We start from the raw sequence: 18,813 nt of genomic DNA on the forward strand, positions 1-18,813 counted from the left end.
TATTAACACTCCTTTTTAATGCACGTTAATTAGCGTTTGCTATTTCCACGGCCTTGGCTGCGGCTTCCTGCATTACTTTATAAGCTTCCATACCGTTTTCCTTAATGATTCTGACCCCTTCTTCTTCGTTGGTACCCACTAACCTGATTACCACAGGGACAGGAATCTCCTTGGCCTTTTTCACTTGAATAAGAGCATTGGCCACATCGTCACAACGGGTTATGCCACCAAAAATATTAATAAAGATTACCTTGGGATTGGTTTGCAGCAATAATTCTATAGCCTTCGCAGTACCCTCCACACCGGTACCGCCACCGGCATCCAAAAAATTAGCCGGTTTGCCACCGTAGTAGGCCAGAGTATCCAAACTTCCCATGGACATTCCGGCGCCATTAGCCATGACGGCAATATTGCCGTCCAGTTCCACGAATGCCAATCCCAAATCGTGGGCTTGCTTTTCAATATTTGTACGATCTTCCACATAAGGAATATCCTTTTGCCGGAACAGTGCATCATCATCGATGGTAACCTTGGAATCCGCAGCAATCAACTTGTCACCACTTATTACCAAGGGGTTAATTTCCACCAGTTCCGCATCCTTTTCCCTGAACATCTTATATAGCAAAGGCAGTAAACGATTAAATTCTTTGCTGACCTGACCAGTTAGCCCTAGCTGTCTTCCTATTTCCCGGGCCATAAACGGGTAGACTCCCATGGTTATATCAATATGCTGTTTAATAATGTATTCATCGGGAACTTCCTCTATATCCATGCCCCCCTGAGCGGAAGCTATAATAACTGGTTTTTTAGCGGAGCCATCGATGGTAATGGCTAGATATAACTCCTTATCGATTTGGATTTTTTCCTCCACCAGTACCTTTTCAACCTTATGGCCGTTTAGAACCATTGATAACACCTGGTCTGCCGCTTCTCTGGCCTCATCAGGGTTATCGGCAAATTTAATGCCACCACCTTTGCCCCTTTTACCGGCCAGAATTTGTGATTTTACCACCACCGTACCGCCGATTTCTCCTGCCACTTTGGCTGCCTCGTCGGAGTCGGACACCATCCTGCCACGGGGCACGGTTATACCAAAGGATGAAAAAAGATCTTTGCCCATGTACTCAAATAGTTTCACAACTTATCCTCCCTTGTATTTTTTATCTTATTGCGTATATTTTAGAGCCTTCTTCGTATAAATCCCCGCCCAGGGTATCGTTAACTACGATCACCGGAAAATCCACAACTTCCAGACGATGAATCGCTTCCGGGCCAAGTTCCGGGTAAGCCACCACTTCACATTTCTTGATGCTTTTGCTGATAAGAGCGGCGGCACCCCCAACAGCTGCAAAATATACTGCTTTATATTGTTTTATCGCCTTTATTACCTCTGGGGAACGTTTACCCTTGCCCACCATTCCTTTTAAGCCCAGCGCTATAAGCTTGGGAGCATATAAATCCATTCTGCCGCTGGTGGTAGGACCGGCGGAACCTATAATTTGCCCGGGCTTGGCGGGGGACGGACCTACATAATATATAATCTGTCCCTTCAGATCTATAGGCAATTCCTGGCCATTATCCAGCAACTCCACCAGTTTTTTATGCGCGGCATCTCTTCCGGTATACAAGACACCGTTTAACAACACCTTTTGACCAATACGCAACTTTTCCAGAACGTCATCGGAAACAGGTGTGGTCAATTTAATCTTAGTCATAGCCATACTTATTCCCCCCCACTGTCCTATAATATAACTTCTTTATGCCTGCTGGCATGGCAATTAATATTGACCGCCACGGGCAGGCTGGCTATGTGGGCGGGATAAACATCCACATGCACGGCAAGGGCAGTGATACGTCCACCCAGGCCCTGGGGTCCAATGCCGAGATTATTTATACTAACTAGAAGTTCCTTTTCCAATTCAGCAATTTCCGGCCTAGCATTTGGCTTGCCCACCGGCCTCAATAACGACTCCTTGGCCAGCAAGGCTGCTTTTTCAAATGTCCCGCCTATTCCCACACCTACAATAATGGGCGGGCACGGGTTGGGCCCTGCCGCCATTACAGTATCAATAACAAACTTCTTTACCCCTTCTACTCCTTCAGCGGGCTTGAGCATTTTTATGGCACTCATATTTTCACTGCCGCCCCCCTTGGGAGCCACGGTTATTTTCAATTTATCACCCGATACCAGTTTTAAATGTATCACAGCGGGTGTATTGTCACCGGTATTTACTCGATCCAACGGATGTCCAACTATGGATTTTCTCAGGAAACCATCAGTATATCCCCTGCGGACACCCTCGTTGATAGCGTCTTCCAGAGAACCTCCTTCGATATGTACATCCTGTCCTAACTCTACAAAAACCACTGCAAAGCCGGTATCTTGACACATGGGAACTTCTTCCGATTTGGCTATACCAGCATTATCAATAATTTGCTGAATAATCTCTTTACCGGTCAAAGAAATTTCCTGTTCATAAGCTTGTTGCAGAGCTTCTATCATATCCCGCCCCAGAAAATAGTTGGCTTCCATGCAAAGCTTGGCCACCGCTTGTGATATATTGGCAGCATTAATTGTTTTAATGATAATCCCCTCCCTCGTTAAGACGGTATATTGACATTAAACAAGCAATATTTGTGCCATCAGATAATTAATTCCAATAATCACCAATGCCACCATCATAAAGCCTGCCAATAAAATTCTAACATATTTTATTTTTAAAAAGTACAATTAGAGCAAATTAAGCAATAATTTTTTAATTTTTAGAACCATATCCATTGAACCAATGGAGTATAAAGAATTAATTTAAATCTAAATTTTTTAAATTTTTTCTAAACGTTTGAATTTTCAAATTTCGCCCTTTTAATTTTATTGTATAAAGTGGCTAAAGATATATTTAAGGCCTGTGCCGCCCTCCGTTTACCCTCAACTGTATTTCCATACTTGGCGAGGGCTTTACTTATTAATATTTGTTCCATCCTGTCGATAGGTATTAGTTCCATGTCCCTCTCCGGCGTTGTTTTAAGTTGGCTGACATGTTGAATAAAATTTTTCTTGGACAGCACATCTTCATCGACGGTAACCATTACCCTTTCCACCACGTTCTCCAATTCCCGTACATTACCCGGCCAATCATAACTGTATAACACTTCTTCGGCATCCGGGGTTAACCCCTTAACTTTCTTACCCAGCTTGCGATTTAACTTAATGATTAAATGGTTGACTAATATAGGTAAATCCTCTTTGCGAACCCGTAAAGGAGGTATTGTTACTTCCACAACATTAAGTCTATAGTACAAATCCTCCCTGAATTTTCCCGACCTAATCAATTGAGGTAGATTTCTGTTGGTGGCCGCAATTACACGAACATCAACACGAATGGTTTGGTTGCCACCCACCCTTTCAAACTCCATTTCTTGCAAAACACGCAGCAGCTTGCCTTGTAGAATCAAATTCATATCACCAATTTCATCAAGAAAAATTGTTCCTCCGTTGGCCAATTCAAATTTTCCAATTTTAGATTTGGTTGCGCCTGTAAAAGCGCCCTTAGCATAGCCAAAAAATTCACTTTCCAAAAGATTCTCCGGGATAGCAGCACAATTAACTTTAATAAAAGGCTTCTCCCGCCTTGAGCTGGCATAATGTATCGCATGGGCAAAAAGCTCTTTACCAGTACCGCTTTCCCCCAACAAAAGCACCGTTGAATTACTACGAGCCGCCCTTTCGGCTACTTGAATACTTTTCTTTAAATCCGGGCTGTTACCTAAAATATCTGCAAAACTGTACTTGCAGGTGGTTACCTGGCCTAACTTATCATATAGATTTTCAATCATTGTGGTGTGGTGACGCAGTTCATCCATAAGCTTCATCACATCAGTAAAATGTTGAAATACCACCACCGCCCCTTCCAAGTTACCATCCACGATAATAGGCGAAGCATTGCTTACCACCTCTGCATTACTTCCTCCCACCCGGACACGGTGGCCGAAAATATTTTTTCCGGTTTTTAGCGCCATAGCCAGTGCGCCATCCGGTGATATATCAAATACGTTTTTTCCAATTCTTTGTTCCCCCGGAATCCCGGTGATCCGAGTAAAGGCCGGGTTTACGTATTTAACCACTCCGTTATTATCCGCCACTTCAACGGCTTCCTGCACGGAGTTTAATATAGTGGACAGTTCCCCCTGGATTCTTTTGATTTGCAAAAGTTCCTCTTTTTCCCTAAAAAGCCGTAACATTATATTTACCGCGCTGGTCTCAACAACTGATACTGAACCACTGATTCCTTTGATAAAATTGTTCACTTCTTTGCTGCCAACTGTATTGATAATTACATCTATATTTTTTATTTCGGGGAGTTTTTCTATATCCAAAATTTTCACATTCTCATTGGTCCATAAATCCACTGTCTTCTTTTCCGCGCCTGTTTTAAACAAGCATACTATCTTCACATCCTCAATATTTTTCAATAAGCTATAAACAGACGCTCCATCATCCCCTATACCGATAATAACTACCCTTTGCATAGTTCACCACCTTCTCAAGATCAGTAAATAATTTTCTATTGTTCAGATAAGTTCGACGATTAAGTCAAAAAACCCTTCTAAATAATAAAATTCAACTTTGCGAACAAGCGTTTACTAATCTTTTTTATATGATATAATTGTTATATATTTCGAAAGGTGTTGTTTGATATTGAAAGATAACCTGAGTAAACGCGAAGAAGATATTTTGAGTGTTATTCAACACAATATAGAAAGCAAGGGATATCCACCTTCGGTGAGGGAAATTGGTCAAGCGGTGGGTTTAAAGTCAAGTTCCACTGTACATGGCTATCTACGACGATTAGAGGAAAAGGGAATGCTTAGAAGAGACCCTGCCAAACCCAGGGCCATTGAAGTAATATATGCTCAAGGCAAACCCTACAAGGAAATGATTCCCGTACCGGTGCTGGGCCGGGTTGCCGCCGGAATACCTTTACTAGCGTTGGAAAACTGTGAGAACGTATTTCCTTTACCAGTGGATTTTGTGGGGCATGGCGAATCTTTTATGCTCAAAGTAAAGGGCGACAGTATGATTGAAGCTGGTATTCTAGAGGGAGACCTTGTGCTGGTCAGACGCCAGCCCAGTGTAGAGAACGGAGATATAGCCGTTGCGTTAATCGAAGAGGAAGCAACTATCAAGAGGTTTTTTAAGGAAAATGATCATATAAGGTTGCAACCAGAAAACTCTCGATTAGCACCTATACTAGTAAAGGAAGTACAAATACTGGGCAAGGTGGTCGGCCTGGTAAGAAAGTTTTAGATAAGTGGCAACAAGAACTCCTTATTACACCAGTCAATAAGGAGTTCTATATAATACTTCAAACGTTAAGTACCGCTGTATTCCTTCAACATTGCAATAAAGGTATCGGCTGCGTAATTAGTAATACCAGGATGAAACTGGGCCAGGTAAAAACTGCGGGTCATGTTAACGCCCTTTAACCTGGCTTCACCCACTTTACCGGCCTCGATTACATCAGTGGCCGCCCAACGGGAAACAAAGGCTATACCCATGCCTGCCTGCACTGCACTAATTACTGACCGGGTACTGCCCAGTTCTATTTCTGTTTTTAATTTATCTAAACATAAGCCTTGTTTAGCCAGTATATCAAATATGGATTTTCTAGTGCCTGAACCTTCTTCCCGTAATATCAGGTTTTCACCTGCTAAACGGGAAATATCTACACTTTTCCCCGACCAGTGATGATGCGGGGGAACGATCAACACCAGTTCATCATCAAGCCATTTTTCAAAATGCACATTATCCTGCTGCCCGGCGGCACCCACTACACCCAGGTCGATATCCCTTTCTTGCACCATCCTAACCACATCACCACTACCTGCAATGCGCAGGCTCACCCGCACTCCGGGATATTTAGACCTAAAAGAGCCGATTATACCGGGCAGAAGGTATTCCCCCGGTATGGTGCTGGCACCTATCAGAAGGTGCCCTGACTTTAGGCCCCGCAAGGCATCCAATCCAGCCCTGATCTTATCATAATGGCCCAGCATCTGTTTAGCCTCGGGATAAAGCAACCTGCCGGCCTCTGTCAGGGTAACCTTTCTTTCACTGCGCTGAAAAAGAGTGATGCTAAGGTCCTCTTCCAAAGCTTTGATCTGAAAACTAACAGCGGGCTGGCTCATAAACATCTGCCTGGCAGCTCTTGTAAAACTTTGCAGTTCAGCTACCCGCACAAATGCTTCCAATTGCTTAAAATTCATCAATTATCACCGCCGTAAAACTTCCGCGGCCGCTCGTATCAAGCCTATTTTTGTATAATTTAACGACAGGCCGCCCTGAAAATATGCCACGTATGGTTCCCGCACCGGCGCGTCAGCGGTAAATTCCAACGAAGCGCCCTGCACAAAGGTACCTGCGGCCATAATGACCGAATGGGCATAGCCGGGCATGGGAGCTGGAACCGGCGCAACATGGCTGTCCACCGGCGAAGCACCCTGGACCCCCCGGCAAAATGCTTGCAATCGTTCCGCAGAACCCAAGACCACAGCTTGGATAATATCTGTACGGGACATTTCTGGAGTGGGAAAAACCTCAAACCCCAGTTCCTGAAAAAAACATGCCCCCCAGATAGCTCCGCGCAATGCTTCCATTACAGCATGCGGGGCCATATATAATCCCTGGTATAAAAGGCGCTGCCAGCCCAATGTAGGCCCCACATCAGACCCGATACCCGGGGCGGTTAAACGCCCGGCTGCCAACCGTACCAGTGATTGTTTTCCAGCTACATAACCACCGGTAGGCGCCAATCCCCCCCCCGGGTTCTTAATTAGCGAACCGGCAATTAAATCAGCACCATGTTCAGTTGGTTCCGACTCCTCGACAAATTCACCGTAACAATTATCTACAAAGATAATGGTATCCGGCTGCCTGTCCTTTATAAACCGGCAAAGCTTGTCCAACTGTTTCATATTAAGGGACGGCCTGGTGCTGTAACCGCAGGAACGTTGCAACAGCACCATTTTTACAGGCTGCCGCAATGCCTGGTCTATACTTGACCAGTCCAGTCCATAATCAGACAACAATTCAAGTTGCCGGTAACGTACCCCCATGCTAGACAGTGAACCCTCGATGGTAGCCCCCGCGCCAATTATTTGCTCTAAGGTATCATAGGGCTTGCCCTGTACAGTTAGTAATGTATCACCGTTCTTCAACACCCCATATAAGCACAGGGCTATGGCATGGGTGCCGCTGACGATCTGCCCCCTTACCAGGGCGGCCTCAGTGCCAAAAATCCTGGCAAACATTTCCTCCAGGGTTTCACGGCCATCGTCATCATAACCATATCCTGTTGAGCCCTTAAGATGATAAGTGCTGACCCGTGCTTCCACAAAGGCATTCAGTACCTTGGCGTGATTTGCATGTTCCACGGGCTTTAGTGCACCGTATATTTCTTCAACTTTTCTATCCACTTCGGCAGCAATAGCTGTTAAATCTTTCAATTGCACATGTCCACTCCTTGGCTTGTATTTAATTTCGCACACTATCGCGTGCCCCAACCATATCCTCCCTGGTTAAAACCATTAAATCTTCCCTGGTTATCTGCTCTTGATCCATAAGTCGCACCGCCTGTACACGCATAGCCCTTTCTATTAAGTTACGCACCAATCTGGCATTGCCATTATGCTCATGCAACCTGGGCACGGCTTCAATAATCATCCTTAACTCTTCCCTTGCCCCGCTTGATAATTTATACTGCCTTTGTTGTAACATCATATCAGCTATAGCCAGCAATTCATCCGTGCTATAATCGGGAAAATTTATGTGTATAGGAAACCGGGAACGCAAACCCGGGTTGGTTTGCATAAACTTGTTCATTTCCTCCCTGTAACCGGCTAAAATAATTATTAAATTATCTTTGTTGTCCTCCATGCCCTTGACGATGGTATCGATGGCCTCCTTGCCAAAGTCCTTTTCACCGCCTCTTGCCAGAGAATAGGCTTCATCTATAAATAAAATACCCCCCAGGGATCTTTTAATCTGTTCTCTGGATTTTTGAGCTGTATGGCCAATGTATTCCCCCACCAAATCTGCCCTTTCCACCTCCACCAGGTGCCCTTTGGGTAAGATGCCCGCTTCTCGGAATAATTTGCCCAGTATTCTGGCTACGGTGGTTTTACCAGTGCCGGGATTTCCTTTGAACACCATATGCAGCACCTGGGACTCAGTATGTAATTTTTCCCTGGAACGGCGTTTTTGTATTTCCATATATGCATATATTTCGCCAATATGCTTCTTCACATTGTTTAAGCCGACCAGAGAATCAAGCTCTTTTCTAATTTCATTAACTTTATTATCCAAATCGCCAGCCTTGGTGCCATGCTTTTCAGATATTAACATATTTTTATCAGTGTTTAAAGCATCGCGTTGGGTAAGCTGACCTTTCCCCCCGGATGTATGCCACATTTTGATTTTAACCATTCAATCACCTCACCGGGCGTTATATTAATTTCTATGCGCCCGGTCAGGTTAACCTGACTAAAAATTAAAAGTCTCTCTTATTAGAGAGACAAGGTTAAAACACAAAAAACCTGTCAACGGACACGCAATGTATAAGTTTAAAACACTGTCCGTATATATCTTTAGACGGGTTTAACCTCCGAAAAAGATGTATTAACAGGCTTCATGGGACTAACTGTGGAAATGGCGTGTTTGTAAACCATCATTTGTTTGCCGTCGCTTTCCATAATAACTGTAAAATTATCAAAACCTTTAACCATACCTTTTAATTGAAAACCATTAATCAAAAAAATGGTCACCGGTATATTATCTTTCCTTACCTGGTTTAAAAATGCGTCCTGTAAATTTATTTGAGCCTTTGTCATATAATTCCCTCCGTTGGTATTTTTGTACCTTTTTTTTCTAACGATTCTTAATAATTCCGGACATTAGATGCTCAATTACATCTGCAACACGTTTTATTGTATCATACTTCTCCATATCTATCCATTTGATACTACTATATCGCCTAAACCAAGTCAACTGTCGCTTGGCAAATCGCCTGGTATTTTTTTTCAATAGCTGTACCGCTTCATCCAAGGAATATTCATTGTATAAATAGCCGGCAATTTCCTTGTATCCCAGGCCCTGCATAGAGATTAGATTGCGATGGTACCCGGCGTTTAATAAGCTTTGTACCTCGTCCACCAAACCACTTTCTATCATCTTATCGACCCGTGTTTCTATTCGTTTATATAGTATATCCCGCTGGTAATAAAGTGCAATAAATAATATATCATAATCCGGATAGGGCAGCTTGTTATTGTTACGAAACATAGCACCCGCATTACCGGTTTGGTGGTATATTTCCAAAGCCCGAATGATTCTTTTAAGATCATTCACATGAATACGGGCTGCCGTTACTGGATCAACTGTTTCAAGCAATTTATGCACAGCTTCATTTCCCTTTTGTTCAGCCTCCCGTTTTAATGACTTGCGAAGTTCCTCATCCGCCCCTACACCGCTGAAATCATAATCATAAATTACCGCATCTATGTAAAAACCGGTACCGCCCACCAAAAGCGGCACACTGCCATGGTTGTGGATATTTGCTATGGCCTTCCTTGCTAAATTCTGAAAAACCGCCGCGGTAAAATTAACATCGGGGTCAACAATATTTATTAAATGATGGGGCACCCCTCTGGTTTCCTCAACAGTAGGTTTGGCAGTGCCGATATCCATAAAACGATATATCTGCATTGAATCTGCTGATACTACTTCACCATTTAACCTGTCGGCCACCTCTACGGCAACCTCAGTTTTCCCGGTGGCCGTAGGACCCGCAATAACCAGAAGCGGTATTTTATTATTATTTTTCATACACATCCCCAATCATTCTTTCTTAATCATAATACCATATTTCACCTGGGAGTGTTTTCCCCCTTCGATACGACTAAAACCCAACCTAATTAGTTCATGTGCCTCTTTGTTATCTTTAACCACCACTCGTCGCCTCGCCACCCGCAATGCCGCATCAATCACCTCGGGAATTAACAAACGTGTATCAGCCAGTGGTCTGAGGGCATTTATAGCGCTTGATTTCAACACCGGGCGGCGAAACATGGGGTCAAAATAAACCACGTCAAAGCTGTTGGGGGGCATGGTATCAAGGATAGTACGATGGTCGGCATTGACCACCACTATACGTTCCATGGCCTCTTGTATAGCCTTAGCTGCCCTTTTATAACTATGCAAACCTGCCCGCACAATGGAAGCTATAATTGGGGATGATTCCAACCCTACTACCAACCCCTCTTTTCCGAGCACAAAACTGGCCACAACAGCATCCACACCCAAACCCAGTGTGCAATCCAACAACTTTTCACCGGGTTTTAAACCCATGGCATTGATCATCGTATCATTTTTACCCGATCGTATTTCTTTTATACGCAGAATAGCCATACTGGGGTGGAAAAAAAGTTCTGAATCACCGGTAATGCAAGTTATTTGCTGGTCTTTGACCACTATTACATGTTCTGCGTGCCATTCTTCAGCCAATTCTTGTATGGTTTTCTTACCCCTTGGTACTAAAGGAAAACCTGTTTCCGCGCTGATTATTTCTGCCCGATCCCATTGCTTTGCACGGGGTTTCAAGGATGTGGTTACAATGCCGCACCGGCCATTTTGTGCTATCAAATATAACCCCTCCGGTTAAGTACGTTTAAACATAACATCCAGTTCTCGACGGGTGAACGAAACCACGGTGGGACGGCCATGGGGACAAGTATACGGCTCGCCGGCCCCGGCCAGCCGTGCCACAAGTGCTTCCATCGCTTCCGTGGAAAGTCTTTCCCCGGCTTTAATTGCCGCTTTACAAGCCAACAGTGAGGCCAGGGCATGTTTGGTTTTGGCACTGCTTATCTTTCCTTGCTCCATGATAGACTCTGCCACATCCGCCAGCAATTGTTCACTCTGTCCGGGGGGAAATTCCGCTGGTATACCACGCAATAACAGGCTCCCTTGTCCGAAATCTTCAAAAACAAAACCCACTGCCCGCAGTTCAACTGCATATTCCTTAAGCAGTTCTTGTTCATGTAACCTTAAATTGATATTAACCGGCTTTAATAAATACTGCACCTGGGGATTGGGTACAGACAATTGTTTGAAAAACTTTTCAAATAATACGCGTTCATGGGCGGCATGCTGATCAATAATAAATAAACCATCGGCTGCCTGGGCTAGAATATAAGCATTCAATAACTGCCCGACAATTCGTAGATCCGGGAAGGCAGGGTTTTCCTTATAACTTTCAGCAACCTCAGCCAACTGGTCGGAATGATGATCATCAGCCTTTGAAGGCAAGGTTACTGTGGCACCAAGTTCATCCTTATTTCCACTTGAGCTTGAGCCCGCCGGTGCCTGCTGATCACAGGCCGGAACATAACTTGCGGCAACCCTTTCCTTTAAACTGTTACCATTCCCCGCTCCAGCCTGTCCCTTATTAGATACCTTATGCTGGTTCGCAGGGGAAGGGAGATTTAGAACAAAAGGCTCGCTGGTGGCAGGCATTTTTACAGGATGGGGAATAAGACCGGTTTCTCTTAAAGCTCTACGCACCGCATCCGTAATCAATAATTGCAAGTGCTCCTCATTGGATAGTTTAACTTCCATCTTGGCGGGATGTACATTTACGTCTATTTTATCAGGCGGGAGCCAGATTAACAAAACCGCCACCGGATAGCGGGCGGCAGTTAATTTCCCCCGGTATGCTTCTATAAGGGCGTTATTAATCGACCTGCTCCGGACAACACGGCCATTAACTGCCACGGTAATTTGCTGCCGTGTACTACGGCTTAATTCCGGCTTACTAATATAGCCTTCTACTTTAATATCTTGCTCTTGGTTGTTAATTGCCAGCATCATGTTGGCCGTGCGGACATCATAAACCGAGGCCAACACATCCAATGTATTACCTGATCCCGGGGAACGGAAAATTTCCCGACCGTTATGGCTAAAAATAAATCTGGTCTGGGGCCTGATGAGGGCCATTTTATACACCATATCAGCAATTAGTCCACCTTCGGTGGACTTGGATTTCAAATGTTTACGGCGTGCGGGAGTATTGTAGAATATGTCCTGCACATTGATGAGCGTACCCACTGGACAACCGACCGGTTCCTTTCGCAGCACTTGGCCGCCTTTAATAACCATATGGTATCCCATATTATTTTCCGGCACCCGAGTTTTGATGGATAGTCTTGCCACTGCGGCAATACTGGGCAGCGCTTCTCCCCTGAAACCCAGAGTATTAATGCAGTTCAGATCTGCAATACTTTTAATTTTACTGGTAGCATGACGCTGAAAAGCCAGGGGGGTATCCTCCTGGCTTATACCGCAACCGTTATCAACAACCTCAATGGCCTCAATGCCCCCACCGGTAATGGCAATATTAATTATATTAGCCCCGGCGTCCAGTGAATTCTCCACCAATTCCTTGACAATGGAAACAGGTCGCTCAATTACTTCACCCGCCGCGATACGACAAGCGGTATGTTCACTTAACAAATATATTCTTGGCATTTCTTCTTACCCTTCCGTTACCCATTCCTGTCCCTTTACTTTATCATAATACATGCAAGTATCAGTGGATTTATCTTGCATATAAACATATTCGCATTCTTTTTGTTTTTTAGCCTGTTCGTAAATATCATATGCCTCGCTTTGGCAAGCATGGCAAGCCTGAAAAGGTATGGAAACAGCATAAATTCTAATCGGCGCCCTGTAACCCCTTTCGCCCCGGGACTTGATAATGATATAACCCGGACAATCGGGGCACATACGTACCTTTTCAAATTGCTCCTCTTCAATATAATCGGTATCATAATAGATAAACTTTTTGCGCTGGTAATATTTATCATTACCAAATACATTGGGTAAATCCACTTTATCTTTATTAGCCCAGGATTCCAATAACTGCTCCACCATGCGCTGTACCTGTGCTATCCTTTCCGGGCTCTCCTTAAATCTCCCCGGCCAGTAATCGGGTTCCATAACATTGGAATAATCCACATCGGCCAGGGCTAGGATTATGGCCAGATTAATATAGGGCAAAGCTGTTTCAATAGCATAACCACCCTCCAAAACAGCCAAATGTGGTTGCAATTTTTTAGTAAAATCGGCATAGGCCCTGGCAGTGAACCTCATGCTACCCAAAGGATCGGTATAGTGATTATCCTGTCCCGCTGAATTAATGATAATCTCCGGCTGAAAATCCTTCACCACAGGCAATACCAAGTTATCTACCACATACATAAAGGCCTCGTCTCCGGTGCCCGGAGGCAGGGGCACATTAAGCGTTTTAGCGTAGGCCCCGGGGCCACCCAGTTCGTGGGTAAAACCCGTACCCGGAAAAATGGTACGACCATCCTGGTGGAATGATATGAATAAAACATCGGGATCATGATAAAAAATATCCTGGGTACCGTCACCATGATGGGCGTCTGAATCAACAATGGCTATTTTTTTTATACCATGACGGCGCCGCAAGTATTCAACCAGAACTGCTTCGTTGTTAATGCTGCAGAAACCTCGATTTCCGTGCACAACACGCATGGCATGATGACCCGGCGGGCGAACCATGGCAAATCCGTTTCTGATTTCCCCGTTTACAATACTATCCCCTAACTGCAGCGTAGACCCGGCGGCAATCAGGTGGGCCTCGGTGACCTGGCTTTGCACCATAGGCACACAAAAATGCGTTCTTGATATATCGTGCAAAGAGGCTAGACGGGGTGCATATTCATGAATTTGGGGTAAATCCATAACACCCTCTTCAAAAATTTGATCTCGGGTGTATAGTAACCTCTCTTCCCTTTCGGGGTGAGTGGGGGAAATAGCCCAGTCAAAGGCAGGAAAGAAGATTAAGCCTGTTTTTTTATTAATCACTTAAACCCACCCCTCGCTCCGATATGACCGATTATGCCCCTTGGTGTTTGTACGCTGATGTCATAAATTCTCCCCGTGGTAATCCAGTTGCGTACCATAGTAAATACATCCCGACGGGTATATTCAGTTTTTTCCACCGCATTACCCAATCCATACTTTTCCGCTCGTTTTTTCAACCATTCATCGGCTAAAAGCAGGGCATCTTCTTCTGTAAAGGGATCCTTTTCTATTTTACCCTGATAACCTTCTTGTTCAATAGTGTAGTAGCCTTGTTCCGTATCCGCCCGCAAATTAATTTGGATTGTAGGTATCGCCACAGCAGCCCCTATGGCATTAGCCACCGGAGAGTAAGGTGGGATTACCGGATTAGCCCCTATTCTGGCTGCTATTTGGGTAATAAAGCCCGCAGCTCCGCCACCCACACCTACCACCATATCCGGCCGTTCCTTACGCTTTTGCAAAACTTCCCAGACCCGGTAAGCAGGTTCCTGCTCCCATTGGATGAACATAGCTTCAATTTCCTGTACAATTACATCTATAACCATATTAATTATCTTCTGTGCCACTTCACTGGGACTCATGCCCAGTGGCTGGCCCAGCATCTCCATGGCTTCGGTAGCTTTTTTAGGACTGCCAAGTCTGGTCAATCCCAACACCCTTAACGCATCTGTTGGCGTGGGCATTGGGCCACCCAGGCAGAACGCCGGCCCCAGTCTTTCAGAATAAACTAAAATTTCTTTACCCACCCGCTCCACTAAACTATCTCCGCCTACAGCCACAGATTTTACGGCCAGGGCCCGGACCTGTGTAAGGTTGTCATAAACCGGGGCACCCCTGGCGGAAAGCAACGGTTGGCCGCTTAGTATTAAAGCCAGGTCTGTGGTGGTACCACCGATATCCACCACCACCGCCGTTTCCCCCGGCGGTATCAGTGCTTGCACACCCAGGGTACTGGCGGCCGGCCCGCTGAAGATAGTCTCGATGGGCACACCGGATACTTTGTTGAGAGGCATGGTACCGCCATCAGCTTTAAGTATATATACCGCTCCCTCAATACCTCGCCTGGATAGAGCCGCCTGTACCGAGTCAACAAAAAATGAATATTTATCCTTAGTGGCACAGGCCAACATGGTGGAAACCACCCGTCGTGGGAAATTTAGTTGACCGGCAACCTGATGTCCCAATTCCACATGCCAGTCCGGGTGTAAGCTTGCTAACTTGGAAGCAACCGTTTTTTCATGCTTATTGTTCCGTACGGAAAACTTTCCAACCACGGCTACCTTTTTATATCCTCTGGCGTTTAAATTATTTATGGCTTTCTCAATTTCGTTATCATTCAGGGGTATGATTTCCCGCCCCCTGTAATCCATGGCGCCCGAAATAATAAAAGTATCTGTGTTATACTTATAATGCACGTGGCTTAAACCGGGTCCGGGTATTAGTATCAAACCCACGGGGTCATATTTTTTTTCCGCAATTAAATTTGTAATCAAGGTAGTACTGAAGACAACCCGCTCAATTAATTCTGCAGGTACACCCTTCATGATCCTATCCAGTGCATCCAATAAAGATGTTATGATATCCTCACTGCTGGGCACTGTAGCCGAAGCCCGTACCAACCCCTCATTCAGGAGCACCGCGTTGGTACTGGTACCTCCCACATCTATACCGATATACATATCTATACACCCCCGACCCGTATCAAACCTATAAAAGTATCAATTCTCTGAACTTATATTAATCTCCTTCAATAAATTTTCACCTAACCCCACATCATCTTTTAATTTTTCCGTCCATTGATGCAATAAGGTTAACGCTTGCATTGGAGTAATATGCATCACATCAACTTTAGCAAGTTCTTTAATTATTAATCTCTCTGGACACTGATCGCAACGGCCTGCAACTGATATTTTCACAGCCCGGTCGGTTCCAGTTTCAGTATCTTGACGGTTCATCACGGTTATCTCCATCCGGTGCAAAACATCATGGGCACGGTTTAGGATTTCTTCGGGTAAACCAGCCAACCTGGCCACCTGGATACCGTAACTTTTATCAACCTTACCAGGCAATACCTTTCTTAAAAAAATTATTTCGTCATTTTCCTCGTGTACACTCACTGTGCAGTTAACTACTCCTGGCAGAGCCTCTAAATCGGTTAACTCGTGATAATGGGTTGAAAAAAGGGTTCTCGCACCAATTTTATCATGGATGTATTCTACCAAAGCCCTGGCAATGCTTATACCATCATAAGTGCTTGTGCCTCTGCCCACCTCATCCATAATAATCAAACTGTTGGGAGTGGCGTTATTAACAATATTCCTGCATTCGCTCATTTCAACCATAAATGTGCTGCGACCACCGGCCAGATCATCCGCCGCGCCAATACGGGTAAAGATATAATCAACCACACCTATTTCAGCTGCGGCCGCCGGCACAAAACTTCCCATTTGCGCCATCAGTGTAATTAGAGCTACCTGGCGCATATATGTGCTTTTTCCGGCCATATTGGGTCCAGTAAGCAATATCAATTTATTGTTCTCATCCATATATGTATCGTTGGGGACAAAGTTACCTGCTTTTAATACCCGCTCAACCACCGGATGCCGGCCATCTGAAATAACAATCTTCCTGCTGCTATTAACAATGGGGCGCACGAAATTATACCGCTGGGCCGACTCAGCTAAAGATGACAGTACATCAAGAACAGCCAGTCTGCCTGCAGTACCCTGTATACGCTGTAATTCGCCGGCCACGGTTTGCCTGATTTCACCAAACAATTGGTATTCCAACTGAACTAACCGGTCCTGGGCACCAAGGATCATATCTTCGTATTCTTTTAACTGGTTGGTAATAAAACGCTCTGCGTTGACCAAAGTTTGCCTGCGTATATAATGTTTCGGTACTTGGTTTAAATTAGCTTTGGTCACTTCAAGGTAATAACCAAATACTTTATTAAAACCCACTTTTAAAGATTTTATACCCGTTCTTTGTCTTTCCTCGGCCTCCAGCCGGGCTAACCAATCCTTGCCATTGCGGCTGGCTGCTCGCAATCGATCCACTTCCGGATGAAAGCCCGATTTTAAAATACCACCGTCTCTGACTTGTACCGGGGGGTCATCCACCAACGCCCGGTGCAGCAGTTCATTAATATCACTCATATCATCCAGTGAGTTGATAATATCAATCAGTAATTCCGAGTTTACATTATTTATTAATGCCTTGATTTTAGGTAAAACATCAAAGGATTTCCTTAATGCCAGCAAATCTCTGGCATTGGCGCTTCCATAAGCTACCCGCCCGGCCAATCGTTCCAGGTCATAAACCTGTTTTAGATTTTCCCTGAGTTGAGTACGCATAATTAAATTATTTAATAATTCTTCCACTGCATCTAAACGCTTTTTTATTGTGGATGAATCCAGTAAAGGTTGTTCAATCCATAATTTTAATAACCGGCTACCCATGGCTGTACATGTATAATCAAGTACCCAAATAAGTGTACCCCAACGCTGTCCGTCCCTAATAGAACTGGTTAATTCCAGATTACGCCGTGATACGGCATCAATCTTCATATATTGGTGGGTATGATATATCTGTGGCCGGTTAATTTGCTGCAGGTTCCTCTTTTGGGTTTCCATTAAGTATAACAAAATTCCTCCAGCTGCACGCAAACCTAAAACCAGCCGGTCAATACCGGTTTCCCTCCATTCGCTGCCAAACTGTTGATTAATTATATTTTCAGCCGATTCCAGAGTAAACAAACTATCATCAATGGCGGTAAATAGTATATTGACTGCTCCTGTCAGTCTTTTACTTAAATCAGCATTAGCTTCGGAAGTTAATAGCAATTCAGCCGGTTGCAAGCGATGTATTTCATCAATGAGTTCATTATAAGCGTTGGGACCATTAAACTGTGTAACAAAAAACGAACCGGTTGAAATGTCAGAGTATGCCAGCCCGCAACCCGTTTCCTCCACCACAACTGCAGTTAGGTAATTATTTTTTTTGTCATCCAGATATTGTCCCTCCATCAATGTACCTGGAGTAACAATCCGTGTTACCTCCCTCTTGACGAGTCCTTTGGCCTGGCGGGGATCTTCCGTTTGTTCACATATGGCCACCCGATGACCCCTTTCAATGAGCCGGGCTATATAGGTTTGGGCCGCGTGATGAGGCACACCACACATAGGTACCTTTTTCCCGCCGCCCCCGTCACGGGCGGTTAAAGCAATCTCCAATTCTTTGGAAGCAAGTAGTGCGTCATCAAAAAACATTTCATAAAAATCGCCCATGCGAAACATCAGGATGTGGTTTTGATAACTTTTCTTTATTTGTAAATATTGTTGCATCATCGGAGTATAAGCCACGATGTTCCCTCCCGGGAATATTATATCATAAAGGGAATCATTCATTTCAAGTGGCGCATATGGATTCAATTTGCTCAAAAAAACCCGGCATTTTACAAGCCGGGTTTTTAAAGCTTAGTGGCCACATCCACTGCAGGAAGAGCAGCATTCGTCACTACATGATGATTGTTCACCGGTTATGGCTTTTGAGATAATATTATTGATTTCCTCCAACACTTTTTCAAAATTTTGCTGCGCTTGAAAGAAACTGTATATCAATGGATTATCAAGCATCCGCTTTTCCAAATCAGCAACTTCTTTCTTTTGGGTCTCTGTTAATTGCTGCCCCTGTCTTTGCATCTCCATGTATTGTCTTTGTTTTGCGTTGAATTCCTGGATAATGCTTTGGGCCTCTTGATCCTGCATCATTGTTAGTTCCGCGTTTTTCATATTGTTGAGTTCCTCGGAAGCTGCAATCTCTTGCCCCAGCTCATAGGCTTTTTCCAATATAGACATTTTATAACC

The 18,813-nt window shown here is 44.5% G+C and carries 16 protein-coding genes; 1 reads left to right on the plus strand and 15 read right to left on the minus strand.

Annotated elements, in window-relative coordinates; genetic code table 11:
- Positions 1–25 precede the first annotated feature (25 nt).
- The 4 genes from sucC to LX24_RS00395 all read right to left on the minus strand — a co-directional run bounded on the left by sucC (position 26) and on the right by LX24_RS00395 (position 4,527).
- On the minus strand, positions 26–1,138 hold the full coding sequence (gene sucC / locus LX24_RS00380) for an ADP-forming succinate--CoA ligase subunit beta (RefSeq protein ID WP_166510161.1): 1,113 nt from the start codon (positions 1,136–1,138) through the stop codon (positions 26–28).
- Positions 1,139–1,160: 22 nt separating this feature from the next.
- Positions 1,161–1,715 (minus strand): Fe-S-containing hydro-lyase, encoded by a 555-nt coding sequence (locus LX24_RS00385; protein ID WP_166510408.1) that lies wholly within the window; start codon positions 1,713–1,715, stop codon positions 1,161–1,163.
- 26 nt (positions 1,716–1,741) lie between these two features.
- Positions 1,742–2,584: a fumarate hydratase gene (locus LX24_RS00390; RefSeq protein WP_207706493.1), complete on the minus strand. Its 843-nt coding sequence runs from the start codon at positions 2,582–2,584 to the stop codon at positions 1,742–1,744.
- 248 nt (positions 2,585–2,832) lie between these two features.
- Positions 2,833–4,527, minus strand: a complete 1,695-nt coding sequence (locus LX24_RS00395) for a sigma-54 interaction domain-containing protein (protein WP_166510162.1) — start codon at positions 4,525–4,527, stop codon at positions 2,833–2,835.
- Between the two features lie 169 nt (positions 4,528–4,696).
- Here LX24_RS00395 and lexA point away from each other — a divergent pair, with 169 nt between their 5' ends.
- Positions 4,697–5,305, plus strand: a complete 609-nt coding sequence (gene lexA / locus LX24_RS00400; RefSeq protein ID WP_166510163.1) for a transcriptional repressor LexA — start codon at positions 4,697–4,699, stop codon at positions 5,303–5,305.
- Between the two features lie 65 nt (positions 5,306–5,370).
- Here the strand turns inward: lexA and LX24_RS00405 are convergent, their stop codons facing one another.
- The 11 genes from LX24_RS00405 to LX24_RS00455 form a co-directional block, all read right to left on the minus strand.
- On the minus strand, positions 5,371–6,264 hold the full coding sequence (locus LX24_RS00405) for a selenium metabolism-associated LysR family transcriptional regulator (protein ID WP_166510164.1): 894 nt from the start codon (positions 6,262–6,264) through the stop codon (positions 5,371–5,373).
- 6 nt (positions 6,265–6,270) lie between these two features.
- The gene (locus LX24_RS00410; protein WP_166510165.1) at positions 6,271–7,509 is read right to left on the minus strand and encodes a methionine gamma-lyase family protein; all 1,239 of its coding nucleotides are present in this window, start codon (positions 7,507–7,509) and stop codon (positions 6,271–6,273) included.
- 22 nt (positions 7,510–7,531) lie between these two features.
- Positions 7,532–8,482, minus strand: coding sequence for an AAA family ATPase (locus LX24_RS00415; RefSeq protein ID WP_166510166.1), 951 nt, complete (start codon positions 8,480–8,482; stop codon positions 7,532–7,534).
- A 161-nt stretch (positions 8,483–8,643) separates the two neighbouring features.
- Complete coding sequence (gene hfq, locus LX24_RS00420) at positions 8,644–8,886, minus strand: RNA chaperone Hfq (RefSeq protein ID WP_166510167.1); 243 nt, start codon at positions 8,884–8,886, stop codon at positions 8,644–8,646.
- A 37-nt stretch (positions 8,887–8,923) separates the two neighbouring features.
- Positions 8,924–9,880 carry a tRNA (adenosine(37)-N6)-dimethylallyltransferase MiaA gene (gene miaA / locus LX24_RS00425; protein WP_166510168.1) on the minus strand — a complete coding sequence of 319 codons (957 nt, stop codon included), beginning with the start codon at positions 9,878–9,880 and terminating at the stop codon, positions 8,924–8,926.
- Positions 9,881–9,892: 12 nt separating this feature from the next.
- A complete protein-coding gene (locus LX24_RS00430; RefSeq protein ID WP_243131539.1) occupies positions 9,893–10,696 on the minus strand; it encodes a class I SAM-dependent methyltransferase in 804 nt (267 codons plus the stop codon).
- 15 nt (positions 10,697–10,711) lie between these two features.
- Positions 10,712–12,580: a DNA mismatch repair endonuclease MutL gene (mutL, locus tag LX24_RS00435; RefSeq protein ID WP_166510169.1), complete on the minus strand. Its 1,869-nt coding sequence runs from the start codon at positions 12,578–12,580 to the stop codon at positions 10,712–10,714.
- Between the two features lie 6 nt (positions 12,581–12,586).
- On the minus strand, positions 12,587–13,942 hold the full coding sequence (locus LX24_RS00440; protein WP_166510411.1) for a histone deacetylase family protein: 1,356 nt from the start codon (positions 13,940–13,942) through the stop codon (positions 12,587–12,589).
- A complete protein-coding gene (locus LX24_RS00445; RefSeq protein ID WP_166510170.1) occupies positions 13,942–15,624 on the minus strand; it encodes a hydantoinase/oxoprolinase family protein in 1,683 nt (560 codons plus the stop codon). Before LX24_RS00445 ends, LX24_RS00440 begins: the two co-directional genes overlap by 1 nt.
- Positions 15,625–15,663: 39 nt before the next feature.
- Complete coding sequence (gene mutS, locus LX24_RS00450) at positions 15,664–18,309, minus strand: DNA mismatch repair protein MutS (protein ID WP_166510171.1); 2,646 nt, start codon at positions 18,307–18,309, stop codon at positions 15,664–15,666.
- Between the two features lie 114 nt (positions 18,310–18,423).
- Positions 18,424–18,804, minus strand: coding sequence for a YlbF/YmcA family competence regulator (locus tag LX24_RS00455; protein WP_166510172.1), 381 nt, complete (start codon positions 18,802–18,804; stop codon positions 18,424–18,426).
- Between the last annotated feature and the right edge of the window lie 9 nt (positions 18,805–18,813).

It is taken from the genome of Desulfallas thermosapovorans DSM 6562, assembly GCF_008124625.1.
GTDB lineage: Bacteria > Bacillota > Desulfotomaculia > Desulfotomaculales > Desulfallaceae > Sporotomaculum > Sporotomaculum thermosapovorans.

Excerpts from the sequence above, each read along its gene's own strand:
- miaA (WP_166510168.1), bottom strand. The coding sequence starts at position 9,880 with ATGAAAAATAATAATAAAATACCGCTTCTGGTTATTGCGGGTCCTACG.
- LX24_RS00415 (WP_166510166.1), bottom strand. The coding sequence starts at position 8,482 with ATGGTTAAAATCAAAATGTGGCATACATCCGGGGGGAAAGGTCAGCTT.
- LX24_RS00445 (WP_166510170.1), bottom strand. The coding sequence starts at position 15,624 with ATGTATATCGGTATAGATGTGGGAGGTACCAGTACCAACGCGGTGCTC.
- LX24_RS00395 (WP_166510162.1), bottom strand. The coding sequence starts at position 4,527 with ATGCAAAGGGTAGTTATTATCGGTATAGGGGATGATGGAGCGTCTGTT.
- LX24_RS00455 (WP_166510172.1), bottom strand. The coding sequence starts at position 18,804 with ATGTCTATATTGGAAAAAGCCTATGAGCTGGGGCAAGAGATTGCAGCT.
- LX24_RS00405 (WP_166510164.1), bottom strand. The coding sequence starts at position 6,264 with ATGAATTTTAAGCAATTGGAAGCATTTGTGCGGGTAGCTGAACTGCAA.
- LX24_RS00385 (WP_166510408.1), bottom strand. The coding sequence starts at position 1,715 with ATGACTAAGATTAAATTGACCACACCTGTTTCCGATGACGTTCTGGAA.
- hfq (WP_166510167.1), bottom strand. The coding sequence starts at position 8,886 with ATGACAAAGGCTCAAATAAATTTACAGGACGCATTTTTAAACCAGGTA.
- mutL (WP_166510169.1), bottom strand. The coding sequence starts at position 12,580 with ATGCCAAGAATATATTTGTTAAGTGAACATACCGCTTGTCGTATCGCG.